Genomic DNA, 23,724 nt, shown 5'->3' with positions numbered 1-23,724 from the left:
CTCAGTCCCGTCCGAGCGACAGCAGCAGCAGCGCCGCGTCCTCCGGGCCGTAGTCGAACATCCGCTCCCAGAACGGGTCCTCCGCCCACGGGACGTCGCCGCCCGACGGTACCGCGTGGGCGGTCTCCAGCAGCCACGCGACCTCGGGTCGGACGGCCTCGGCGTACCGCGGCGGCTGCCAGCCGAGGGCGCGCGCTGCGGTGGTGTCGAGCACGAACGGCGTCGGCGAGCTCCACGGGGTCGTCCCGACGAACGCCGGGGCCTCCTGGTCGAGCAGGACCTCGTCGAACCGGTGGTCGACCAGACCCGCGACGGTCCGGACGATCTCGAGCACGCTCGGGGCGGTCTCGTCGGCGACGTTGAGGATGCGGCGGTCCGGGGCGTCCGCGACGAGCCGGACGAGCGACGCGATGCCGGACGCCGCGGTCGTGTGGTCGACGCCACGGCCGCGGTCGGCGAGCAGGATCCGCTCCCGACCGTCGAGCGCACGACGGACCACGAACCACTCGCGCGGGCGGCCGATGCCCACGCCGTACACCTTCGAGGGACGCAGCACCGTGACGGGGGCGCCGTGGTCGAGCAGCACCTGCTCGGCGGCGATCTTGGCGGCGCCGTAGCCCTCGCGGCTCGTGGGGTCGCCGTCCCCGGCGGGCACGGTCGGCTGCAGTTCGGTCACGGCACCGCCGAAGACCGGCCGGTCGACCGAGTTCGCGTGCCGCCCCTGCTCGTCGGCGTAGACGGCCTTCGACGAGACGAAGACCGTGGAGCCGACGTCGTCGAGGAACGGACGGAGCTGCAGGGCATCGTCGCGGGTGGCGCCGACCGCGTCCACGAGCAGGTCCGCACCCGGGCGCAGGAGCTCCCGCAGTACGGCGGTGTCCCGACGGTCCCCGGCGGCGAACGTCGCTCCGCCGGCCGTCAGCGCGTCCGCGGCGGGGCCGCCGTGCCGGGCGACGACGTCGACCTGCCAGTCGTCACCCCCGCGGCCGGACGCGTCGAGGAGGTCGCGGACCACGGCCGAGCCGATGCCGCCGGTACCGCCGAGGACGACGGCGCGCCTGGTGCTCATGGCAGCAACGGTAGTGCCGCCGCCGCGGTCAGGACGCCAGTCGCTCCGGCTCCCGCCGCCACCAGTCGAGCAGGGAGCCGTCGTAGACCTTGACGTCGTCGTGCCCGAGGACCGTCAGCGCGAGCGCGTCGACGCAGGCCGCGTTGCCCACCCCGCAGTAGGTGACGATCTGCGACGCGTCGAGGACCGGCGCGAACACCTCGGCCAGGGCCGGACGGCGCAGGAACGTGTTCGTGCGGGGGTCGACGACGTCGTCCGTCGTGATCGACGCGCTTCCCGGGACCACCGCGGGGTGGGTGTCGCCGAGCGACGCCGGGGGAGCGGCGAGCACGAGGGCCGCGGGTTCCTCGCCGCGGACCGCGCGCAGGACACGGTCGTGGTCGACCCACACCGGGCGTTCCTCACCCGCCAGGAAGGGTGCACCGATCGTCGGGGCCGTCCCGTCGCGCAGGGCGCCGACGCGGACCGGTCGGCCCTCGTCCCGCCACTTGGTGAACCCGCCGTCCAGGACCGCCACGCGGTCGTGTCCGAACGCCCGGAAGATCCACCACAGCCGCGCGGCCCACTCGCCGACGCTGTCGTCGTAGACCACGACGCACGACTCGTTCGTCACGCCGAGTGCCTGGACGGCGGACTCGAACTGCTCCACCGTCGGTCGGGTGAACGGCAGGTCGGCGCCGGCGTCCGACAGGTCGTGCACGAGGTCGGCGTAGCGGGCACCCGGGACGTGCCCGTGCTGCTCGTACGCGTCGCGGGCGTCCTGCCACCGCATGTCCAGGCCGGCCCCCGTGGTGTGCACGGACGCGTCGAGGACGACGAGTTCGTCAGCACCGAGGTGGTCGGCGAGCCACTGCGTCGACACGAGCGGCGAGGTCAGGACGGGGGCCATGGCGCTCACGATATCCGGGGCCTCCGACGGGTCCCAGCAGGATCGACACAGTGCGCAACGCCGTCGTCCGGCAGGCGCGGTTCCCCGAACTTCCGATCACCAGGACGGCCCGGGTCGCGCAGAAGTTCTGCGAGGCCCGGGCCGTCGGTGGTCGTCGCGACGCGTGGTGTGTGCGACTGGTGGTGCGTGCGGCTAGTGCGCCGCGGCCGGGATGCTGCCCGTCGCGGTCGACGCCGCGTGCTCGAGCTTCGCGAGCCGCACCGACTGCCGGTTGATGAGCAGCCCGCCCGCCAGCGCCACCAGGACGAGCACGCCCGCCGAGATCGCGAACGCCGCGTGGTACCCGTCGAGCACCGCCTGCGCCTGCTGCAGCTTCGTCGGCGCCGAGGCGAGCCCGGAGAGCCGGTCCGCGACGACGTCCGCGAAGATCGTCGAGAGGAGCGCCGTGCCGATCGAGCCGCCGACCTGCTGCGCGGTGTTCACCGTCGCCGAGGCCACACCGGCGTCGGCGCGGGCCACCCCGGTCGTCGCGGTGTTCATGGCGGAGGAGAAGATCGTGCCCATCCCGAGCCCGATGACGATCAGCGCCGGTAGGACCGTGCCCGCGTAGGTGCTGTCGACGTCGGTGCGCAGGAGCAGCAGGAGTCCGGTCGCAGCGACGAGTCCACCCGCGAAGACGAGCACCTTCGGCCCGACGCGCGGCAGCAGGCGGCCACCGATCTGCGTCGAGGACAGCATGATCGACGCCGGCATCGGCAGGAACGCCAGACCCGTCTGCAGCGAGGTGAACCCGAGGGTCTGCTCGAGGTAGTAGGTCAGGAACAGGAAGATGCCGAACATGCCGATCGCCACGAGGCCGATCGCGATGAACGAGCCACCACGGTCGCGGTCGAGCACGACCCGGAGCGGGAGCAGCGGGTGCGCGACCCGGGTCTCGATGAGCACGAAGGCGGCGACCAGGACGACACCGGCGGCGAGCATCACGATGGTGACCGGGCTGTCCCACCCGTTCGTCTCGGCGTTGGAGAAGCCGTAGACGATGCCGACCAGGCCGGCCGTGATCGTCAGGACGCCGGCGACGTCGATGCGGGGTCGGTCGACCTTCGGCGGGCGCGCCATGAACACGAGCGCACCGATGACACCGAGCACCGCGAACACGACGTTGACGTAGAGGCACCAGCGCCACGAGGCGTACTCGGTCAGCACACCACCGAGCAGCAGGCCGATCGCGGCACCCGAGCCCGCGATGGAGCCGAAGATGCCGAACGCGCGACCGCGCTCCTTCGGGTCGCGGAAGGTCGTCGTGAGCATGCCGAGGGCGGACGGGGCGAGGAGCGCGCCGAAGACGCCCTGCAGCGCGCGGGCCGCGACGAGGAGTCCGAAGGAGTCGGCCAGGCCGCCGAGGACCGACGCCGCCGCGAAGCCGACGAGCCCGATGATGAAGGTGTTCTTGCGGCCGAAGAGGTCGCCGAGCCGCCCGCCCAGGAGGAGCAGGGAGCCGAACGCCAGGGAGTAGGCGGTGACGATCCACTGCCGCTGGTCGGTGGCGAAGCCGAGGTCGGCCTGGGCCGAGGGGAGCGCGATGTTCACGATGGTCGCGTCGAGCACGACCATGAGCTGGGCCAGTGCGATCACCGCGAGGGCGATCCACCGGTGCTGCGGGCGGTCGGGCGCTGCGCCGGTGCCGCTCGCGATGGTGGGAGCGGAGCCCGTTCGGGGTGCCGCGGTCTGTTCTGCCGTCACGGCAGCCTCCTTCGAGAAGGTGGAGGGGAGAGGTGGTCTGATGGACCGGGAAAACGGATGCGCTGCATCCGGTTCGACCCACTGTAGCCCAAAACGGAGCAGCCGCATCCACTTGTTCCCAGAAAGTTCAACTACATTCGTCGGCGTGAGCACCACCGAGTCCGCCGCCGACGTCGAGCGGCCACTCCGCGCCGACGCCGCGCGGAACCGTGAGCTGATCCTGCAGACGGCGCGTCGCTGCTTCGCAGAACGCGGCACCTCGGTCACCCTCAACGACATCGCGCACGAGGCCGGGGTCGGCGTCGGCACCGTCTACCGACGCTTCGCCGACAAGGACTCCCTGATCGAGGCGCTCCTCGCCGCCAAGTTCGAGGCGCTCAACGACGCCGCGGCGCTCGCCGCCGACGAACCCGACCCGCGCGAGGCCCTGCGTGTCTACCTGATGGGCGTGTTCGCGTTCCGCGCCCGCGACCGGGCACTCGCGGACACCATCGTGCGTGCCGGCAGGGGTCGGCCGTCGATCGTGCGGGAGCGCGACCGCCTCGAGCAGCAGGTCGGTCGGATCATCGAGCGTGCGCGGGAGGCCGGGGTCGTCCGGGTCGGGTTCGACTACCGCGACCTGCCGATGCTCACGACGATGGTCGGGGCGGTCGCCGACGCCACACGCGAGACCGATCCGGAAGCGTGGCGGCGGTACGCGCAGGTGATCGTCGACGGGGTGCTGCCGCAGACGCCCGTGTCGGGGCTGCCCGGTACGCCGCTCGACCGCGAGGCGCTCGAGCGCGCGCTGCACGCGTCCCCCTGACGGACGCGGCCTGCCGCGCGCCGATCGGGGACCAGCGCCGCACGTCCGGCCGGTGACCGCCCACCGGCCGGGAGGCGCGTGGCGGGGCCGACCCGTGCCTCCCGTCCGTCCCACCGGTCGCGTCGCGACGTTCCTGCCCATCGCACGCGTGATGGGAGGACGGATCGCGCGTCGGAGGACGGAAGGAACGCCCTTCCACGCGCGGATCGGTCAACCATGCGCGGATCGGTCGACCACGCGCGGATCGGCACCCCACGCGCGGGACCGCCTACAACCAGCTGGGCAGCCAGTAGTGCGACCGGATGAAGTCCCACGGCATCTGCATCCCGGTCCACATCGGGTACCAGTACGCCGATGCGAGCACCACGACGCCCAGGTACACCCCGACCCAGGTGAGCGCGAGCGTCCGACGGTGCCGGGGATCGTCGCGCCGCCCGACCACCAGCCCGATCGCCGCCGCGAGCGCCATCACCATGAAGGGCTCGAACGCCACCGTGTAGAACTGGAACACCGTACGGTCGGTGTACATCAGCCACGGCAGGTACCCCGCCGCGACCCCGACGAGCACGAAGCCGTACTCCCATCGGCGCCGCAGCACGAACAGCACCAGGAGTGCCACGGTCGCGACCACCGCCGCGTACCAGACGAACGGGTTCGCGATGCCGGTGATGGCCTCGCCGCAGCGGGATGACCCGCAGCCGCCCTGCCCGGCGTCCGTGCCGACGTAGTACATCGACGTCGGCCGTTGCATGAGCAGCCAGAGCAGCGGGTTCGCCTGGTACGAGTGCGGGGTGTGCAGGCCGATGTTGAAGCCGTAGATCTCGGACTGGTAATGCCACCAGTTCTGCACACTGTCCGGCACCCACGCCAGCAGGCCCGTCCACCGCTCCCCGCCGGACGCGATCCAGTTCCGGTCCCAGCCGTCCTTCGACACGAACCAGCCGGTCCACGACGCCAGGTAGGTCGCGGCGGCGATCGGCACGGTGAGCAGGAACGTCACGGGTGCCTGCTGCAGGAACGCGCTCGACGACCAGAAGGCCACGCCCGCCCGGCGGCGCATCATCATGTCGGCGAGCACCGAGTACAGCGCGAAGAACGCCAGGAAGTACAGCCCGGACCACTTCACGGCCGACGCGGCCCCGAGCGCCAGGCCCATCGCCAGCAGCCAGGGCCGCCAGAGCAGCACCGGCCCCCAGAGCGTGTCCCGGTCGGCCGCGGTCCGTGCGGCCACCCAGCGGTCGAGCCGCCGCTGCGCCCACCGCCGGTCGAGCAGCAGTGCGCCGGCGCCGAGCACGACGAAGAACGTCAGGACGCCGTCGAGCAGGGACACCCGGCTCAGGACGATCGCCTGGCCGTCGACCGCGAGCAGGAAGCCGGCGAGTGTGCCGATCGCGGTGGAGCGGAACAGGGCCCGGGCGATGAGGGCCGTGAGCAGGACGGTCGCGGTGCCGAGCACGGCGACCGTGATGCGCCAGCCGAACGAGCTGTCGGCGCCGAACAGCAGCATGCCGAGCCCGATCAGGTACTTCCCGAGCGGCGGGTGCGCGATGAACTCGGCGGCGCTCGAGTAGAGGTCGGTCTGCCCGCTCGCGAACCGCTGGTCGGTGGTCGGAGCGCCCTCGTCCGTGGCGTTGGCCGGCCAGGTGCCCTCGTACCCGAGGTGCACGATCGACCAGCTGTCCTTCACGTAGTACGTCTCGTCGAACACGAGCGAGTGCGGGTGCCCGAGCCCGACGAGCCGCAGCACCGCGGCGAGGAGCGTCACGGCGAGCGGACCCGTCCAGCGCCAGACGGCGACCCGCCGCGACGTCGAGAGCACCCGGCCCCACCAGTCGTCCAGGCGGGAGCCGACCGGCCCGGAGGGCGTGGTCGTCGGGTCGTCGGTCAGCTCCGTGGTCATCGAGAGGTCATCCTACGGATCGCCCTCGAGCCGGGCCTGCCACCACAATGGGGAGGTGATCGTCCTCGCAGCAACCCCCATCGGCAACCTCGGCGACGCGTCCCGCCGGCTGGTCGAGACCCTCTCGAACGCGAGCGTGGTGGCCGCCGAGGACACCCGGACCGCGATCCACCTGATGCGGGCGCTCGGCATCGAGAACCGTCCTCGGCTCATCGCGCTGCACGAGCACAACGAGCGGGCGAAGGCGGCCGAGGTCGTCGAGTTCGCCCGGGACGAGGACGTCGTGGTCCTCACCGACGCGGGCATGCCGGCGATCAGCGACCCGGGGTTCCCGCTCGTCGAGGCCGCTGCGGCTGCCGGGGTCACCGTGACGGCGCTGCCCGGACCGTCCGCGGTGCTCATGGCGCTCGCCGTCTCCGGACTGCCGACCGACCGCTTCACGTTCGAGGGCTTCCCGACGCGGAAGGGCGGTGAGCGGCGGCGGCTGTTCGCCTCGCTCGCGGGGGAGCAGCGGACGATGGTCTTCTTCGAGTCGCCGCACCGTCTGGCGGACACGCTCACCGACATGGCATCCGGCTTCGGGGACGACCGCCGTGCGGTGGTGTGCCGGGAGCTGACGAAGCTCCACGAGGAGGTGCGCCGCGGGACGCTCGCCGAGCTCGCTGCCTGGGCGGCGGACGGGGTGCGCGGCGAGATCTGCGTCGTCGTCCAGGGCGCCGCGGGGGAGTCGGACGTCACGAGCATCGAGGACGGCGTCCGGCTCGTGCTCGAGCGGGTCGCCGCTGGTGCCCGGATGAAGGAGGCGGCGTCCGCCGTCGCGGACGCGACGGGGCTGTCGAAGCGCGACCTGTACGAGGGCGCGCTCGCCGCGCGCTGACGGGACCGGCCACGGCCTGGAGGATCGGGGCGGGCCCGCCACGATCCTCCCGTCCGGTGCCCGGCCGGGTTCTCCACAGGCCCGCGGGGGCGCGTCATCCGGTCCGCGCCCGCCCGTAGGATGGTCCGCATGTCCGACGGGTCCTCGTTCAGCATCACCACGCCGATCTTCTACGTGAACGACGTGCCCCACATCGGGCACGCCTACACCGAGGTCGCCGCGGACTTCATGGCGCGCTGGCACCGGCAGCGGGGTGACGACACCTGGCTCCTGACCGGCACCGACGAGCACGGCCAGAAGATCCTCCGGACGGCGTCGGCGAACGACGTGTCGCCGAAGGAGTGGGCGGACCGGCTCGTCACCGACGCGTGGAAGCCGCTGCTCGACACGGTCGACGTCGCGAACGACGACTTCATCCGCACCACCGACGAGCGGCACGAGCGCGGCGTGACCGCGTTCCTGCAGAAGCTGTACGACGACGGCTTCATCTACGCCGGCGAGTTCGAGGGCTTCTACTGCGTGGGCTGCGAGGAGTACAAGCAGCCGAGCGACCTCGTGCCCGGTACCGGGGCGTACGAGGGCCAGCAGGTCTGCGCGATCCACTCGATCCCGGTCGAGGTCCTGGCCGAGCGCAACTACTTCTTCCGCATGAGCGACTTCGAGCAGCGGCTCCTCGACCTGTACGAGTCGAACCCGCTGTTCATCCAGCCGGAGAGCGTCCGGAACGAGATCGTCTCGTTCGTCAAGCAGGGCCTCCGTGACCTCTCGATCTCGCGGTCGAGCTTCGACTGGGGCATCCAGATCCCCTGGGACCACGACCACGTCCTGTACGTGTGGTTCGACGCCCTCCTCAACTACGTCACGGCGCTCGGCTACGGCTCCGACGACGACGAGGCGTTCCGGCGCCTCTGGCCGAGCGTGCACGTCGTCGGCAAGGACATCGCCCGGTTCCACGCGGTGATCTGGCCCGCGATGCTCATGGCCGCGGGGCTGCCGGTCCCGGAGCGCGTGTTCGGCCACGGGTGGCTGCTCGTCGGCGGCGAGAAGATGTCGAAGTCGAAGCTGACGGGCATCGCACCGTCGGAGATCACCGACACGTTCGGCTCGGACGCGTTCCGCTACTACTTCCTCCGCGCGATCACCTTCGGGCAGGACGGCAACTTCAGCTGGGAGGACATCTCCGCCCGCTACGCCGCCGACCTCGCCAACGGGTTCGGCAACCTCGCGTCGCGCCTGGTCGCCATGCTCCAGAAGTACTTCGACGGTGCGGTCCCCGCCCGGGGCGAGCTGACCGACTCGGACCGGGCGATCGACGCCCTCGCGGTGTCGGTCACCGAGCGTGCCGACGCGGCAGTCCAGGCCTTCGCGCCGCACGACGCGATCGCGATCGTGTGGGAGCTCGTCGACGCCCTGAACGGGTACATCACCGAGCAGGAGCCGTGGGCCCTCGCCAAGGACGAGGCACAGCGCGAGCGGCTCGGCACGGTGCTGGCGACGGCGCTGCGCGGGCTCGGCACCGTGAACGTGCTCGTCTCGCCGGTGATGCCGAAGGCGACCGAGAAGCTCTGGTCGGCCATCGGCGCCGGCGGCTCCGTGACGGAGCAGCGCGTCGACCGTGCGTACGAGTGGCAGGGCGCCGAGACCGTCGTGCCGCTCGAGTCGGGGCTCTTCCCGCGCATCGAGCCGCAGCACGAGCAGGGCGCCGCGTGACCGACGCGGCGGACGGCTCGCACGTCCGGGCGCGTGGCGACGGGTCGTCGGGCGGGTCGAAGCGGGACCTGAGCTACCCGCCGCTGCCCCAGGCGCTCGTGGTGCCGGTCTACGACAACCACACGCACATGGAGATCGCCGACGGCGTGGGCGAGGGCGGTGACGGTCCGCTCGACTACCGGGAGCACCTCGACCGTGCGTCGAGCGTCGGCGTGCGCGGTGTCGTGCAGGTCGGCACCGACCTCGCCACCTCGGAGTGGTCCGCGCAGATCGCCGCGCGCGAGCCCCGCGTCCTCGCCGCCGTCGCGCTGCACCCGAACGAAGCACCCGCGCTGGCGGAACAGGGGCTGCTCGACGAGCACCTCGCCGGGATCGAACGGCTCGCGGCGCTGCCCCGGGTCCGGGCGATCGGCGAGACCGGGCTCGACTTCTTCCGCACCGGCGAGGACGGCCGCGCCGCCCAGGTCCGGTCGTTCGAGGAGCACATCCGCATCGCGAAGGAGCACGACCTCGCGCTGACCATCCACGACCGCGACGCGCACGACGCCGTGGTCGAGGTGCTCGACCGTGTCGGCGCTCCCGCCAAGACGGTCTTCCACTGCTTCTCCGGCGGCCCCGACCTCGCGCGCCTCTGCGCCGAGCGCGGGTGGTACATGTCGTTCGCCGGCACGGTCACGTTCAAGAACGCCCAGCTCCTGCGCGACGCGCTCCAGGTGGTGCCGCGCCACCTCGTGATGATCGAGACCGACGCGCCGTTCCTGACGCCGACGCCGTACCGCGGTCGGCCGAACGCGCCGTACCTCATCCCGCTCACCCTGCGGTCGATGGCCGAGACCCTCGGCACCGACGCCTCGATGCTCGCCGCGCAGATCGCGTCGACCACGGAGCTCGTCTACGGCGCGTGGGACGCCGAGCCCGTCACGGTGGACGAGTGACGATGGGTGCCCTGCTCGGCCCGGCGGAGATCCGGGACCTCGCAGCCAAGCTCGACGTCACCCCGACGAAGAAGCTCGGCCAGAACTTCGTGCACGACGCCAACACCGTCCGCCGGATCGTCGCCGCCGGGCGGGTCACCGCGGACTCCCGCGTGCTCGAGATCGGTCCAGGGCTGGGGTCGCTCACCCTCGGGCTGACCGAGACCGGCGCATCCGTCACGGCGGTCGAGATCGACGGCCGGCTCGCGGCGCAGCTGCCGGCCACCGTCGCCGCGATGCAGCCGGACGCGCGCCTGCAGGTCGTGCACCAGGACGCCCTGACCGTCGCCGTCGACGACGTGCCCGAGCAGCCCACCCACGTGGTCGCGAACCTGCCGTACAACGTGTCCGTCCCCGTGCTCCTGCACCTGCTCGCGACCTTCCCGACCATCGAGCGCGTGCTCGTGATGGTGCAGGCCGAGGTCGGGTACCGGATCGCCGCGGGTCCGGGCAGCAAGGTCTACGGGGCGCCGAGCGTCAAGGCCGCCTGGTACGGCTCGTGGTCGACCGCGGGGCAGATCAGCCGGCAGGTCTTCTGGCCGGTGCCGAACGTCGACAGTGTGCTCGTCGGGTTCGACCGGCACGACCAGCCCGGCGACGAGGCCCTGCGGGCGCAGGTGTTCGCGCTCGTCGACGGTGCGTTCCAGCAGCGGCGGAAGATGCTGCGCCAGAGCCTGTCCGGGGAGCTCGGCAGCAGCGCCCGGGCGACAGAACTGCTCACGGCCGCCGGGATCGACCCGACCGCGCGCGGCGAGGCCCTGTCGCCGGAGGACTTCGTCCGCCTGGGGCGCACGGTCCTCGACGCGTCCTGACGCTCGGCGCCTGGCGCGGCCGGAGCCCGGCGCGGACCGGAGCCCCAGGCTCAGAGGCGTGCACCCTCCTCGCGCCCGGACCGCCGACGCGATCACGCTCGGGTTCCTCGTGGTGGGGCTGGCGGTGATCGTGCTCGCCCTCGTCGCCCTCGTGCGGGACGTCCGGGACGACGCCGCGTGGGCAGCCGTGCTGCTCGGCCTGGGACTCGGCGTGTGGGGGCTGTGGTTCCGACGGCTCGGGACCGAGGACGCTGCCGACGAAGCGACCCCGAACCGCTCCGCCACGGGCCGGATCGGCACCGTCGCGATCGTCGGGATCATCGCGGGCGGCGCGTACTGGTTGCTCCGAGGGACCCTCGACCGCACGGCCGCCGAGGCGTCCGTCGTCACGGGGATCACGCTCGCGCTCTGGCTGGTGAACCGCGTCCTCGACGCACAGATCCGCCGTCGACGCGCCGCCGGCGACACCAACTGACCGGCAGCCCGCACCGTCCGCCCCGGCGCGGACCGCCCGGACGCAGACCATCCGGGCGCGGGACCCCGGTGGGCCGCCGGACGCGCTCAGTGCCCGCGGCCGGCCATCGCCTCGAGGATCTGCTGGTGCGTCCCGTCGCGCTCGGCCCATCGGAGCGGCAGGACGTTCTCGACGAGGACCTCGGGCGCCGCACCGGAGCGCAGCAGGTCCATGACCTCGTCGGCGAAGGCGTCGAGGGGCATCCCGCCGAAGTCCGCGCCGCCCATCAGGTCGGTCCGGACGGCCGGGGGCGCCAGCTCGAGCACCTCGACCGTGCTGCCGACGAGCTGCTGCCGAAGGGCCTGCGTGTAGGAGTGCACGGCGGCCTTCGTCGCGCTGTACGTCGGCGTCGCCGTGAGCGGCACGTACGCGAGCCCCGAGGTGACGGTCACCAGGGTCGATGCCGGCCGTGAGAGCAGCTGCGGCAGGAACGCGTCGATGAGCCGGATCGTGCCGAGCAGGTTCGTCTCGACGGTCGCCACGGCGTCGTCGACGTGCCGGGGATCGCGCAGGTCCTCGTTCCGCATGATGCCGGACATCGTGACGAGGCCGTCGAGCACGGGGTGACGGTCGAGGACCTCGGCGGCCGCGCTGCGGATCGAGGCGGGGTCGGCGACGTCGATCGCGACGGTGTCGAAGCCGTGCTCGGCGGCCAGGGTGTCGAGCAGGGAGCGGCGCCGCCCGCCGATGACGACGGTGCTGCCCGCTGCCTGCAGACGCTGGGCGAGCGCGAGTCCGATGCCGGAGGTCGCGCCGGGGATGAAGACGGTGCTGGTCGTGGTGTCCATGACGACCACGATGCGCTCCCCGCCCGCCCGGCACCAGGACGCGCGCATCGGGGGACGGGCGATCCCTGGTTCCGGGCCGCGGGACGGAGGAGCATGGGCGCATGGACCGCCACGCCCTCGCCGACTTCCTGCGTCGCCGCCGCGAGCTGCTCCGGCCCGAGGACGTCGGGCTCGGCGCGGGGGCCCGGCGCCGCACGCCCGGCCTGCGGCGCGAGGAGGTCGCCGCCCTCGCGGGCATGAGCGTCGACTACTACACGCGGCTCGAACAGCAGCGCGGGCCGCAGCCGTCCGAGCAGATGGTCGCGGCCATCGCGCGGGCGCTCCGGTGCAGCCTCGACGAGCGCGACCACCTGTTCCACCTCGCCGGCCACACCGCGCCGGTCCGGATGCACCGCGCCGACCACGTCGACCCCGCGATCCTCCGGGTGCTCGACCGGCTCGAGGACACCCCCGCGATCGTGGTGAGCGACCTCGGCGAGACCCTCGTCGAGAACCGGCTCGCCAAGGCGTTGCTCGGCGGGTCGGTCGACCTGCCCGGCAACGAGCGCTACCAGGCGTGGCGGTGGTTCGTCACCGGCACCGAGCCGGCGAAGTACGCACCCGAGCAGCACGAGCGCCTGGGCCGGGTGGTCGTCGCGTCGCTGCGGGCGGCCGTCGGGCTCGCCGGGCCCGGGGATCGCCGCGCGACCGAGCTCGTCGCCGAGCTGCAGCGCCGGAGCCCCGCGTTCGCCGAGGTCTGGGAGCGGCACGAGGTCGCGACGCGGTGGTCGGACAACAAGACGATCGTGCAGCCCGAACTCGGACGAATCACGGTCGACTGCCAGGTCCTGCACACGGACGACCAGGCGCAGGCCCTGCTGCTGTTCACCGCTCCCCCCGGGAGCGAGGACGCCCAGAAGCTCGAGCTCCTGGGCGTCCTCGGGCAGCAGACCTTCGCTAGCTGACGGAGGCCGACCCGGACGCCGTGCCGGACGCCGACCCCGACCCCGAGCGCGTGACCGCCGGCAGCGACGACCCGAGCGACTCCAGCTGCTGCTGCAGCGTGCTCCCGTACCGTCCGTCGATCGCGCGCCGCAGGAACGTGCGCAGCTCGCGGTCCGCCGGCGCGCGCTTCCCGGCCTCGACCGCCGTGATCCGCTTCGCGACCGCGGCGGGCCAGGCGCCCGTGCCGTCCTGCTGGACGTCCCGCAGCAGGGTCTGTGCCGTCGTGCCGTACGTGCCCGCCATCACACCGCGTTCGACGGTCGCGAGCGCGTCGTGCCGCTCGGCCTTCGTCCGGTGGTGCTCGGCTGCACGGAGCGCCGTCCGGAGCGACGTCGGCAGTGCGTGCTCGATGCGCCGCAGGTCGGTTCGCTCGACCGTCGTCAGCCGGTGCGCGGCGGACCGGGCAGCAGCAGAGGCCGACGACGACGGGGTGCCGGTGTCGGCGTTCGCGATCTCGACCCCGCCGACCGCTGCGGCGCAGACGCCGACGGCCGCCGCGACGACGAGCAGGCTCCGGCCCCGTGAGGTGGTGGTGCGCATGGTGGGTCCTTCCTCGACCTGCGGACCGGGCCTTCCCCGATCCGACACGTCGATGGTCGGGCGCGCGTGCACGGCCGAGGTCAGGCCCGTGTTCGGGTCCTGTACGGACCCGCACGCACCGCGGTCCGGCCGCTGCCGATCTCCGGACTCGGCGGGCGATCATCGTCCGCATGGGAACGCTGCAGGGACTGGTGGTCGTCGCCGAGGACGAACCCGCCATCGCCGACGTCGAGCGGCTCTACCTGCAGGACGCCGGGTTCACGGTGACGGTGGTCCGGGACGGCCAGGACGCGCTCGCGCTCATCCGCCGCGCCGCACCCGTGGCCGCCGTCGTGGACATCGGGCTGCCCGGGCTCGACGGCATCGCCGTGGTCCGCGCCCTCCGCGAGGCGGACGACTGGACGCCGGTCGTCCTCGTCACGGCGCGCGACGCCGAGGTCGACCGGGTCCTCGGCATCGAGCTCGGCGCCGACGACTACGTCACGAAGCCGTTCTCCGGACGGGAGCTCGCCGCACGCGTCCGCGGGCTCGTGCGTCGGTCGTCCGTGCGGGCGGCGCCGGTCCTCGACGCGGGGCGGCTCCGGATCGACCGCGACCGCCGGACGGTGACCGCCGACGGCGCGCCGGTCGCCCTGACGGCGACGGAGTTCGACCTCCTCGCGCACCTCGCGGCCGAGCCCGGACGGGTGTTCGAGCGGGCACAGCTGCTCAGCGCCGTGTGGGGGGTCGCGGACTTCAGCGGGACGCGCACGGTCGACGTGCACGTCGCGCAGCTGCGCGGGAAGCTCGGCGACGCCGCGGGCCTGCGCACCGTCCGCGGCGTCGGCTACGCCTTCGACCCGGACGCGCAGCCGTGACCGATCCAGCAGCCGTGACCGACCCGGCAACCGTGACCGACCCCGCAACCGTGACCGACCCCGCAACCGTGACCGACACGGCAGCCCGGACGCACCGGTCGCCACGGCGTCGTGGCAGCCTGACCGGCCGCACGGTCGCGACGACGGTCGCGGTCGCCGTGATCGCCGCCCTCGCGGTCGCCGTCGTCGCCTTCCAGCTCCTCCGGCAGGAGTCCATCGGCCAGACCCGGCTCGTGCTGCGCTCGTCGGCGCAGGCCGTCGCGGTCGCCCCGTCGGACGAGCGAGCCGCCTTCGCGGCCCGCATCGAGCGGCGCAGCGGTCACCGGATCGACGTGGGGTTCGGCGGGGACGGCGAGGTCGTGCAGCTCGCCACGCCCCTGCCGGCCGGCCTGGAGGCACGGCTCGCCACCGCCACGCGGCTGTCCGTCCGGCAGACGGACGGGTGGCGCACGCTGCTCGTCGAGGCGGTCCCGGCCCGCGGCGGCGGCTCGGTGGTCGCGGTGGAGGACGTCTCGGTGCTGCACCAGGACACCGTCCTGGGCCGGACCGCCGTCGCGCTGCTCGTCGGTGTCCTCGTCGCGGTCGTGCTCGGCATCGGGGTCGCGCGGCTCGTCACCCGCCCGCTCCGGTCCGCGGCCGCGGCCGCCACCCGTCTCGCGGGCGGGGAACGGGGCGTGCACGGAGCACTCCCCGGGGCGACCGCACCCGTCCGCGAGGTCGCGGAGATCGAGCAGGCGCTCGGCGTGCTCGACGCAGAACTCGCCCGGTCCGAGGCCGCCCAGCGGGAGTTCCTGCTCTCGATCTCGCACGAGTTCCGCACACCCCTCGCCGCGGTCCGGGGCTACGCCGACGCGCTCGTCGACGGCCTCGTCCCGGCGGACGACGTCGCCCGGGTCGGCGGTGTCCTGCGTGCCGAAACCGAGCGACTCGACGCCTTCGTGGCCGACCTGCTCGCGCTCGCCCGCACCGAGGCGGACGACTTCCCGGTGCACCCGGTCGACACCGACGCCGTCGTGCTCGCGACCGACGCGGTCACGGCGTGGTCCGGGCGCGCGACGACGCTCGGGGTGAGGGTCCGGGTGACGTCATCGGTCCCAGCGGCGCCGCTGCGGTCGGACCCGCAGCGCGTCCGGCAGCTGCTCGACGGCCTGCTCGAGAACGCGCTGCGCGTCGCCCAGGCGGACGGGACGGTCGAGGTCCGGGTCGCAGAACATCCCGACGGGATCGCGTTGACCGTGCTGGACGACGGCCCGGGCATCGACGCCGGGGACCTGCACCGGGCGTTCGTGCGCGGCGCCCTGCGCGACCGGCACCGGTCGGACCGCCCGGTCGGCACCGGGCTCGGGCTCTCCATCGCCGCTCGTCTCGCGGAGCGCCTGGGCGGGACGATCGAGGCCGTGCCGCGCACGACGGGCGCCGAGTTCCGGGTGGTGCTGCCCCGGTCCGTCGGCGGGACCACCCCGCCCCGGACCCCGGCGCGGTAGCACCGCGTCACACTCCTGGCACCTCCCGACCACCCGTGCCTAGGGTGGGGCGGTGAGCACTCCGCGCGTGTACGTCATCCACGAGAACCCCGAGTGGTTCCCGCCGCTCGCCGCCGCCTTCGCAGCCGAGGGCGTCCCGGTGCAGGAGATCCTGCTGACCGAGGGGCAGATCGACCTCGGGGCCGAGCCGGAGCCCGGCGTGTACTGGAGCCGCATGTCGGCCAGCAGCCACACCCGCGGGCACGAGCACAGCAAGGAGTACACCCGCGCCGTGCTCGGCTGGTTGGAGCGTGCCGGTCGCACGGTCGTCGGCGGCAGCCACGTGCTCGAGCTCGAGGTCTCCAAGGTCGCCCAGCACGGACTGCTGCAGGCCGCGGGCTTCGACGTTCCGCGCACCACCGCCGTCTTCGGCACGGCGCCGCTCAAGGACGCCGCCCGCACCTTCACCGGCGGGCAGGACGTCCCCTTCATCACGAAGCACAACCAGGGCGGCAAGGGCCTCGGCGTCCGCCGGTTCGACTCGCTCGCCGAGTTCGACGCGTACGTCGACAGCCCCGAGTTCGAGGCCCCGGTCGACGGCATCACCCTGCTGCAGGAGTACCTGACGGCACGCGAGCCGTTCATCACGCGCGCTGAGTTCGTCGGCGGCGAGTTCGTCTACGCGGTGCGGGTCGACACGAGCGCGGGCAGCTTCGAGCTCTGCCCGGCGGACGCGTGCGAGGTCCCCCAGGTCATCGCGGGGGCGGTCTGCGACGTGCCCGGAGTCGAGGCACCCGGCGCTCCCGCGGCGTTCAGCCTCCGCGAGGAGGTCACGGCCGAGCACCCGCTCGTCCAGCGCCTCCGCACGTTCCTGGCCGACCAGGGCATCCAGATCGCGGGCGTCGAGTTCATGGAGACCACCGACGGTCGCACCGTCGTCTACGACATCAACACCAACACGAACTACAACCCCGCCGTCGAGGCGGTCGCGCCGGTCTCCGGACCGCGCGCCATCGCGCGCTTCACGGGCGCGCTCCTCGAGCGCGACCACGCGGTCGCCGCGGTCTGAGACGAACCACCCACCGGACTGGAGGCACGGTGCGGGCCCGCCCCGTGCCTCCCGTCCGTCCCTCCCCACCAGCAAGGAACCACTCGTGCGATTCGGATACTGGACCCCGCTCTTCGGCGGTTGGCTGCGCAACGTCGAGGACGAGGACATGCCCGTCACCTTCGACTACGTGAAGCGGCTCGCGCAGCGAGCCGAGCGCATCGGCTTCGACCTGACGCTCGTGCCGGAGCTCAACCTCAACGACATCAAGGGGACGGCGGCACCGAGCCTCGAGGCGTGGGCGCTCGCGGCCGCGCTCGCGGCGACGACCGAGCGCCTGGAGATCATGGCGGCGATGCGGCCGGGCTACCACCTGCCGGCCGTGACGGCGAAGCAGGCGGCGACCATCGACGAGATCTCGTGCGGCCGGTTCACGTTCAACGTGGTGAGCGCCTGGTGGGCGGAGGAGGCGCGCCAGTACGGCGGCATCTTCTCGGAGCACGACGACCGGTACGCGCGCACCGAGGAGTTCGTCCAGATCCTCAAGGGGCTGTGGTCGGAGACGCCGTACTCGTTCTCGGGCGAGTACTACGACGTGCAGAACGCGCACCTCGAGCCGAAGCCCCGGGTCACGCCGCGGATCTACGCCGGCGGCGAGAGCGAGGCGGGCAAGAGCTCGATCACGCGCTTCGCCGACGCGTACCTGACACACGGCGGCACGGTCGACGAGCTCCGGACGAAGATCGCCGAGATGCGCCGCCGACGCGAGGACGCCGGAGCAGCGCCGTTCGAGGCGTTCGGCATGGCCGCGTACGTCATCGTGCGCGAGACCGAGGTGGAGGCCCAGGCCGAGCTCGCGCGCATCACCGACGTGCAGCACGGCAAGGCGTACGAGTCGTACCAGGACTTCATCTCGAAGTCGCAGCTCGAGCACGTGCCGTCGCTCGAGGACTACTCGGTGTCGAACCGCGGCCTGCGCCCCGGGTTCGTCGGGACGCCGCAGCAGGTGGCGGACCGGATCCTCGAGTTCGAGGACGCCGGGGTCGACACGCTCCTGCTGCAGTTCTCGCCACAGGCCGAGGAGATGGAGCGCTTCGGCGAGCAGGTCATCCCGCTCGTCCGTCCGACCGGTGCGTCCGTCTTCCCGTCCCCGTCCGCGTCCGCGTCCACGTCCGCCTCCGCCGGGTCGGTCGCCTGATGGCGGTCGAGGACGACTGGGCGTTCGAGACCCGGCAGATCCGCGCCGGGTTCAGGGCCGATCCGGGCTTCGGCGGGAACGTGCCGCCGATCGCGCAGACCGCCGCGTTCGTGTACCCGTCGGGCGAGGACGCCGCGGCGCGGTTCCTGCTCGACGCGCCCGGGCACACGTACTCGCGGGTGAACAACCCCTCGGCCGCCGCGCTCGAGCGGCGGATCGCCGACCTCGAGGGCGGGATCGGTGCGCTGGCCCTGGCGTCCGGGCAGGCCGCGACGTCGCTCGCGGTGCTCGGCGTCGCCCGCGCCGGCGACCACGTCGTGTCGAGCGCCTCGCTCTACGGCGCGACGTACACGCTGTTCGCGTCGACGCTCCGCGACCTCGGCATCACCTTCACGTTCGTGCAGGACCCCACCGACCTGTCCGAGTGGGCCGCCGCGGTCCGTCCGGAGACGCGGGCGTTCTTCGGCGAGAGCATCCCGAACCCGCGCGGCGACGTGCTCGACTTCGCCGGGGTGGCCGGCGTCGCGCACGAGGCCGGGGTCCCGCTCATCGTCGACAACACGATCGCGACGCCGTACCTCGTCCGGCCGATCGAGCACGGTGCGGACATCGTCGTGCACTCGGCGACGAAGTACCTCGCCGGGCACGGCAGCGCCATCGCCGGGATCATCGTCGACAGCGGGAACTTCGACTGGGCGGCACATCCGGAGAAGTACCCGCAGCTCACGACGGTCGAACAGTCCGGGTTCGCCGGCACGGCGTTCACCGAGAAGTTCGGTCGGCGGGCCTTCATCCAGCGCACCCGGTCGAAGCTGTCCGCGGACCTCGGCCCCGCGATCGCCCCGTTCAACGCGTTCCTGGTGCTGCAGGGCATCCAGACGCTCTCGCTCCGGATGGACCGGCACGTGTCGAACGCCGCGACCGTTGCGAGCTGGCTGGACGCGCACGACCAGGTCGGCGGCGTGCACTACGCGGGCCTGCCGTCGTCGCCGTGGCACCACCTGCAGCAGCGCTACGTGCCGAAGGGACCGTCGGCGGTGCTGGCGTTCGACCTGGTCGGCGGGCTCGAGGCGGGTCGGCGGTTCGTCGCGGCCCTCGAGCTGTTCGACCACGTCTCGAACATCGGCGACGTGCGCTCGCTCGTCGTGCACCCCGCGTCGACGACCCACGTGCAGATGACCCCGTCGGAGCGAGCGGCCGCGGGCGTCGGGGAGGGGCTGATCCGACTGTCGATCGGGCTCGAACACGTCGACGACGTCCTGGCCGACCTGGAGCGTGGTTTCACCGCAGCGCGCGCGAGATAGGTTGGAACCATGACCTCGCTGGCCGCTCCGACCCGCGTACGGGTGCGCGCTCCCGGCAAGATCAACGTGTTCCTGTCCGTCGGGGCCCTGCAGGACGACGGCTACCACGACGTCGCGACGGCGTACCAGGCGGTGTCGCTGTACGAGGACGTCACCGCCGAACCCGCCGACGACTTCTCGGTGCGGTTCACCGGCCCGATCGACACGAGCGGGGTGCCGACCGACGAGTCGAACCTCGCGATCCGCGCAGCCCGCCTGGTCGCGGACGCCGCCGGGCACCGCGGTGGGGTCCGGCTGACGATCGACAAGCAGGTCCCGGTCGCCGGCGGCATGGGCGGGGGGTCCGCGGACGCCGCGGCGACCCTGCTCGCGGTGGACACGCTGTGGGGCACGGCGCTCGGCCGTGAGGGGCTGCTGGCGCTGGCCGCACGGCTCGGGGCGGACGTGCCGTTCGCGTTCGCCGGCGGCACGGCCGTCGGCACCGGGCGCGGGGACGAGCTCAGCCCGGCGCTCGCCAAGGGGGAGTTCCACTGGGTGCTCGCGCTGAGCGACGCCGGACTCTCGACCCCGGCCGTGTACCGCGCGCTCGACGCGCACCGGGAGCGCTACCGGGCCGACATCCGGCCGGCGCCGACCACCCCCGTGGTCGAGGCGAACGTGCTCCAGGCACTCCGCGCGGGGGACCCGGGGCTGCTCGCGGACTGCCTGCACAACGACCTGCAGGCTCCGGCGATGCGGCTCCAGCCGGCGCTCGCGACGACGCTCGAGATCGGCGAGAAGGCGGGTGCGCTCGCGGGCATCGTGTCCGGCAGCGGGCCGACCGTGGCGTTCCTGGTCGCCGACCGTGACGCCGCGCTCGAGGTGCAGGTCGAGCTGAGCGCCGCCGGGCTCGTGGCGCTCCGGGCGACCGGCCCCGTGCACGGCGCACGCGTCGTGCACTGACCGTCTGCGGTGCTGCGCGCTCCAGCCGCTGCACCGTCCGGGCGTCAGCCCTTCACGAACTCCGTCATCACGACGCGGCCGGAGCGGAACTGCTGCTCGACGTGGAAGCCGTGCTCGGCCAGGACGGCGGCGGTCTCCGGCTCGATGTTCCGCGCCTTCGGGGTGCCACCGACGAACCACACGGTGTCGATCTCGCCGAGCCGGGCCGGGATGGTGGTCGCGAGGTCACCGTTCTGGTTCCACAGCACACCGCTCTCGGCGCCGATCTTGGTCGCGCCCAGGTCGGTCATGCCGGTGAACGCCCACGGGTACGAGATCCGGATGATGTCGGCGGTGGTCCCCGGGTGTCCGTAGACACTGCCGAACACGACGCCCTCGTTCGCACCGGCACGACCGGCACGCTCGCTCGAGATGATCGACGCGGCGTTCGCCCAGGTGGAGTCCTGCTTGGACTGCGGGCTCTTCACGTACACGGCGGAGGGGATGCCGCCGACCAGGCAGACGGCCACGGCGGCGGCGAGCAGGGCCCGCGGACGGACGAGCGTGACGGCGAGGGCGATGAGGAGCGCCACGAACGGCAGGCTCAGCGACGCGTACTTGGGGGAGTACAGGTGCTTGCCGAGCGCGGTCGCGATGAGCAGCACGCTCGTGGGCAGCACCGCGAGGGGCAGCGCGACGCGGACCGCCTGCGCCCGGACGAGGTCGCGGACGTCGGGGACACGGCGACGCGCGGCGATCAGCGGGACGGCGGTGCCGAGGGCCAGGAGGACCCAGGCGACGGCCGCGTACAGGGTGATCCCGCCGAACCAGGCGGTGGAGAACACCTGCGGGAGCGTGCGCTCCCCGATGCCGGAGATCCACGCGACCTGCTTCGACTGGGCCATCACCTCGAGCACGAGGGGCGAGACGAGCAGGGCGGCCCCGGCGGCTGCGACGACCCATCGGACGAGCGTCCGGCGGCTCACGAGCGGTGTCGCGGCGCGGCCGACCCGGTCAGCCCGGCGCTGCGCGGCCACCGTCCACGCGAGGGCGACGGCGTGCGCGACCACGGCGAGCGACAGGTAGACGTTGAACGTCACCGAGACGAGCGCCACGACGCCGTACGCCACCCACCAGCGGGTGCGGTGCGTCGTCCGTGTCCGTCGGACCGCGGTCAGGCCCACGAGGGTGAGCAGCACCGCGAGCGTCGTGATGGTCGCGTAGGGGCGGCCCTCGGAACCGGCCCACTGGACCCGGGGCAGGGCGATGAACACCAGTCCGGCCGTGATGCCGAGCCGGCGACCCCCGAGCCGGCGGCCGAGCGCCACGAGGAGTCCGGCGGCCACACCGATGGCGAGGGCGCTCGGGAAACGGAGGGTGAAGGGCGTGTAGCCGACGAGCCAGAACCAGGCGTGGATGAGTGCGTAGTACAGGCCGTGCACCGCGTCGACGTTGTGCAGTTCGGCCCAGAGCTGCGGCCAGCTGCGCTGCGCGCTCGTGACCGTGGCGCCCTCGTCGTACCAGAGCGACGGCACCCAGGCGAAGGCTGCACCGGTGAGGACGCCGATCGCCCCGACCGTGAGCTCGGGCGTCCGGACGACGGCCAGGCCGATCGCCGAGGACGCGGAGCGCAGGCGCGATCGGACCGGCGGGACGCCGACGGTCGCGGGCACACGGATGGTGCCGGTCTGGGGTGCAGTCACGCCCACGACGGTATCCGGGCCGTCTGGACAGGTGCCCCGCACGGGCCCGGCCGTCCGTGAGAGTTCGCGATGCCGTAGGGTGCCGTCCACCATGACGACACTCCGCATCCGTGATGCTGCACGGTACCTCGGCGTCAGCGACGACACCGTCCGACGCCTGGTCGAGGCCGGCACCCTGCCCCGGTCCGAGGACGCCGCCGGGCGCACGGTGGTGCTCGGCAAGGACCTGGCGGCGTACGTCCGCGGACGCGACACGGGGCTCGACGACCCCTCTGGGGTGCGGAGTTCCGCGCGGAACCGCTTCGTGGGGATCGTCACGGACCTGGTCGTCGACGGGGTCGTGGCGCAGGTCGAGCTGCAGGCCGGACCGAACCGGGTGGTGTCCCTGATGACCTCGGAGGCGGTGCGCGACCTCGGGCTCGAGGTCGGGTCCGTCGCGGTCGCGTCGGTCAAGGCGACGATGGTGACGGTCGAGGTGCCCGACCGTCCGGAAGGCGCACGGTGACCGGCGACCCGTCCGGGATGCGCACGCCGATGCGTTCCGACCCGGTGGCGGTCCGTCGGCGGATGACCTCGCGCACCGCGGCGCTCGAAGGGGCAGGGCAGCGCGCGATCGACGCCCTGGCCACGGGCCGGGTGCTCGTCGTCGGGGCCGGTGGGCTCGGCGCACCCGTCCTCACCTACCTGGCCGGTGCCGGGCTCGCGCGGATCACGGTCGTCGACCACGACGTCGTCGACGCCTCGAACCTCGCCCGGCAGACGCTCTTCGCCCTCGCCGACGTCGGACTCCCCAAGGCCGAGGTCGCCGCGGCGCGGGTCCGGGCGGTCGACCCGGTCGCCGAGGTCGTCGCGCTCGCGGAGCCCTTCCGCCCGGAGCACGTGGCCGACCACGACGTTGTGGTCGACGCGGCCGACAGGGTCGAGGTCACCCGGGCGGTGTCGGACGCCTGCGCCGCCGCGGGCATCCCGTTCGTCTGGGGCACGGTGCTCGGGTTCGACGGACAGGTCTCGGTGTTCCACGACGCCGCGGACGAGCCGGTCGACTTCCACGACCTGCACCCGGATGCCCTGCCGGACGAGGGGTCCTGCGCGCTCGACGGCGTGCTCCCCGCGCTGTGCGGTGCCGTCGGGGCGGTGATGGCCGCCCAGGTGACGGCCCTGCTGGCCGGACCCCGACCCGGATCGACGGCACCGGAGCGACACCTGCTCGGTGCGCCCCTGCTCGGTCGGGTGCTCACGGTGGACGCCCGACGGTGGCGGTGGACGGAGAGCCCGCTGCGGCGCGGTCCGGGCAGCCGTCGTCCGGCGCGGTCGACCGACGTCGAGCCCGAGCGCACCTCGCCGAGCGCCCTGGCCGAGCGGCTCGCCGGTGACGCGGCACCGATGCTCGTCGACGTCCGCACCGCCGAGGAGCGTGCGACGGGGACGATCGCCGGGTCCGTCACGCCGGACGACATAGCGGACGACGACCGCCGTCCGGTCGTCGTGGTCTGCGCCTCGGGGCGCCGCGCGACCGCGTGGGCGCGGACGGCGATCGCCGCGGGACGGGACGCGGTCGTCCTCGACGGCGGCATCACCGCGTGGCGGTCCGAGGGTCACCCGACGAGCTGAACGCCGCGTCACCC

At 73.2% G+C, this 23,724-nt stretch carries 22 protein-coding genes; 15 read left to right on the top strand and 7 right to left on the bottom strand.

Annotated elements, in window-relative coordinates:
* Position 1: 1 nt before the first annotated feature.
* From LQK89_RS13090 to LQK89_RS13080, 3 genes are all read right to left on the bottom strand, one after another.
* Positions 2-1,069 (bottom strand): NAD-dependent epimerase/dehydratase family protein, encoded by a 1,068-nt coding sequence (locus LQK89_RS13090; RefSeq protein WP_231049357.1) that lies wholly within the window; start codon positions 1,067-1,069, stop codon positions 2-4.
* Between the two features lie 28 nt (positions 1,070-1,097).
* On the bottom strand, positions 1,098-1,958 hold the full coding sequence (locus tag LQK89_RS13085; protein WP_231049356.1) for a sulfurtransferase: 861 nt from the start codon (positions 1,956-1,958) through the stop codon (positions 1,098-1,100).
* Positions 1,959-2,150: 192 nt separating this feature from the next.
* Complete coding sequence (locus LQK89_RS13080; protein ID WP_231049355.1) at positions 2,151-3,701, bottom strand: MFS transporter; 1,551 nt, start codon at positions 3,699-3,701, stop codon at positions 2,151-2,153.
* 145 nt (positions 3,702-3,846) lie between these two features.
* Here LQK89_RS13080 and LQK89_RS13075 point away from each other — a divergent pair, with 145 nt between their 5' ends.
* Positions 3,847-4,506 carry a TetR/AcrR family transcriptional regulator gene (locus tag LQK89_RS13075; RefSeq protein ID WP_231049354.1) on the top strand — a complete coding sequence of 220 codons (660 nt, stop codon included), beginning with the start codon at positions 3,847-3,849 and terminating at the stop codon, positions 4,504-4,506.
* A 268-nt stretch (positions 4,507-4,774) separates the two neighbouring features.
* Here LQK89_RS13075 and LQK89_RS13070 read toward each other — a convergent pair whose 3' ends face one another.
* The gene (locus tag LQK89_RS13070; protein WP_231049353.1) at positions 4,775-6,406 is read right to left on the bottom strand and encodes a dolichyl-phosphate-mannose--protein mannosyltransferase; all 1,632 of its coding nucleotides are present in this window, start codon (positions 6,404-6,406) and stop codon (positions 4,775-4,777) included.
* 55 nt (positions 6,407-6,461) lie between these two features.
* Here LQK89_RS13070 and rsmI point away from each other — a divergent pair, with 55 nt between their 5' ends.
* The 5 genes from rsmI to LQK89_RS13045 all read left to right on the top strand — a co-directional run bounded on the left by rsmI (position 6,462) and on the right by LQK89_RS13045 (position 11,254).
* Positions 6,462-7,283 (top strand): 16S rRNA (cytidine(1402)-2'-O)-methyltransferase, encoded by an 822-nt coding sequence (gene rsmI / locus LQK89_RS13065; protein ID WP_175326040.1) that lies wholly within the window; start codon positions 6,462-6,464, stop codon positions 7,281-7,283.
* Between the two features lie 129 nt (positions 7,284-7,412).
* A complete protein-coding gene (gene metG, locus LQK89_RS13060; protein WP_144804969.1) occupies positions 7,413-8,993 on the top strand; it encodes a methionine--tRNA ligase in 1,581 nt (526 codons plus the stop codon).
* Complete coding sequence (locus tag LQK89_RS13055; RefSeq protein ID WP_231049352.1) at positions 8,990-9,928, top strand: TatD family hydrolase; 939 nt, start codon at positions 8,990-8,992, stop codon at positions 9,926-9,928. Before metG ends, LQK89_RS13055 begins: the two co-directional genes overlap by 4 nt.
* Positions 9,929-9,930: 2 nt before the next feature.
* Positions 9,931-10,779, top strand: a complete 849-nt coding sequence (gene rsmA, locus LQK89_RS13050; protein WP_231050804.1) for a 16S rRNA (adenine(1518)-N(6)/adenine(1519)-N(6))-dimethyltransferase RsmA — start codon at positions 9,931-9,933, stop codon at positions 10,777-10,779.
* Positions 10,780-10,837: 58 nt separating this feature from the next.
* The gene (locus tag LQK89_RS13045; RefSeq protein ID WP_231049351.1) at positions 10,838-11,254 is read left to right on the top strand and encodes a hypothetical protein; all 417 of its coding nucleotides are present in this window, start codon (positions 10,838-10,840) and stop codon (positions 11,252-11,254) included.
* Between the two features lie 86 nt (positions 11,255-11,340).
* Here LQK89_RS13045 and LQK89_RS13040 read toward each other — a convergent pair whose 3' ends face one another.
* Positions 11,341-12,081 (bottom strand): SDR family oxidoreductase, encoded by a 741-nt coding sequence (locus tag LQK89_RS13040; RefSeq protein WP_231049350.1) that lies wholly within the window; start codon positions 12,079-12,081, stop codon positions 11,341-11,343.
* Between the two features lie 101 nt (positions 12,082-12,182).
* Here LQK89_RS13040 and LQK89_RS13035 point away from each other — a divergent pair, with 101 nt between their 5' ends.
* Complete coding sequence (locus tag LQK89_RS13035; RefSeq protein ID WP_231049349.1) at positions 12,183-13,025, top strand: helix-turn-helix transcriptional regulator; 843 nt, start codon at positions 12,183-12,185, stop codon at positions 13,023-13,025.
* On the opposite strand, the gene LQK89_RS13030 is transcribed toward LQK89_RS13035, so the two are convergent.
* A complete protein-coding gene (locus LQK89_RS13030; RefSeq protein ID WP_231049348.1) occupies positions 13,018-13,605 on the bottom strand; it encodes a hypothetical protein in 588 nt (195 codons plus the stop codon). The two genes, LQK89_RS13035 and LQK89_RS13030, sit on opposite strands and share 8 nt — an antisense overlap.
* A 170-nt stretch (positions 13,606-13,775) precedes the next feature.
* On the opposite strand from LQK89_RS13030, the gene LQK89_RS13025 reads away from it, so the two are divergent.
* The 6 genes from LQK89_RS13025 to LQK89_RS13000 all read left to right on the top strand — a co-directional run bounded on the left by LQK89_RS13025 (position 13,776) and on the right by LQK89_RS13000 (position 20,417).
* Positions 13,776-14,462 (top strand): response regulator transcription factor, encoded by a 687-nt coding sequence (locus LQK89_RS13025; protein ID WP_175326046.1) that lies wholly within the window; start codon positions 13,776-13,778, stop codon positions 14,460-14,462.
* Entirely contained in the window at positions 14,459-15,946 is a 1,488-nt protein-coding gene (locus LQK89_RS13020; RefSeq protein WP_231049347.1) for a sensor histidine kinase, read from the top strand. The genes LQK89_RS13025 and LQK89_RS13020 overlap by 4 nt, the downstream gene beginning before the upstream one ends.
* A gap of 52 nt (positions 15,947-15,998) precedes the next feature.
* Entirely contained in the window at positions 15,999-16,994 is a 996-nt protein-coding gene (locus tag LQK89_RS13015; RefSeq protein WP_175326048.1) for an ATP-grasp domain-containing protein, read from the top strand.
* An 85-nt stretch (positions 16,995-17,079) separates the two neighbouring features.
* The gene (locus LQK89_RS13010) at positions 17,080-18,171 is read left to right on the top strand and encodes an LLM class flavin-dependent oxidoreductase (RefSeq protein ID WP_231049346.1); all 1,092 of its coding nucleotides are present in this window, start codon (positions 17,080-17,082) and stop codon (positions 18,169-18,171) included.
* Entirely contained in the window at positions 18,171-19,475 is a 1,305-nt protein-coding gene (locus LQK89_RS13005; protein ID WP_231049345.1) for an O-acetylhomoserine aminocarboxypropyltransferase/cysteine synthase family protein, read from the top strand. Before LQK89_RS13010 ends, LQK89_RS13005 begins: the two co-directional genes overlap by 1 nt.
* 9 nt (positions 19,476-19,484) lie before the next feature.
* Positions 19,485-20,417 carry a 4-(cytidine 5'-diphospho)-2-C-methyl-D-erythritol kinase gene (locus tag LQK89_RS13000; RefSeq protein ID WP_058741189.1) on the top strand — a complete coding sequence of 311 codons (933 nt, stop codon included), beginning with the start codon at positions 19,485-19,487 and terminating at the stop codon, positions 20,415-20,417.
* A gap of 44 nt (positions 20,418-20,461) precedes the next feature.
* Here the strand turns inward: LQK89_RS13000 and LQK89_RS12995 are convergent, their stop codons facing one another.
* Positions 20,462-22,099 (bottom strand): glycosyltransferase family 39 protein, encoded by a 1,638-nt coding sequence (locus LQK89_RS12995; protein ID WP_231049344.1) that lies wholly within the window; start codon positions 22,097-22,099, stop codon positions 20,462-20,464.
* Between the two features lie 91 nt (positions 22,100-22,190).
* On the opposite strand from LQK89_RS12995, the gene LQK89_RS12990 reads away from it, so the two are divergent.
* Both LQK89_RS12990 and LQK89_RS12985 read left to right on the top strand, forming a co-directional pair.
* Positions 22,191-22,604: a TOBE domain-containing protein gene (locus LQK89_RS12990; protein WP_174777672.1), complete on the top strand. Its 414-nt coding sequence runs from the start codon at positions 22,191-22,193 to the stop codon at positions 22,602-22,604.
* A 62-nt stretch (positions 22,605-22,666) separates the two neighbouring features.
* The gene (locus LQK89_RS12985) at positions 22,667-23,710 is read left to right on the top strand and encodes a HesA/MoeB/ThiF family protein (RefSeq protein WP_231049343.1); all 1,044 of its coding nucleotides are present in this window, start codon (positions 22,667-22,669) and stop codon (positions 23,708-23,710) included.
* Positions 23,711-23,724: the final 14 nt, after the last annotated feature.

The organism is Curtobacterium sp. C1 (genome assembly GCF_021049325.1).
Classification (GTDB): Bacteria; Actinomycetota; Actinomycetes; order Actinomycetales; family Microbacteriaceae; genus Curtobacterium; species Curtobacterium citreum.
Note: the sequence above shows the minus strand (reverse complement) of the source record. Positions and strands in the feature narration are given on the sequence as shown.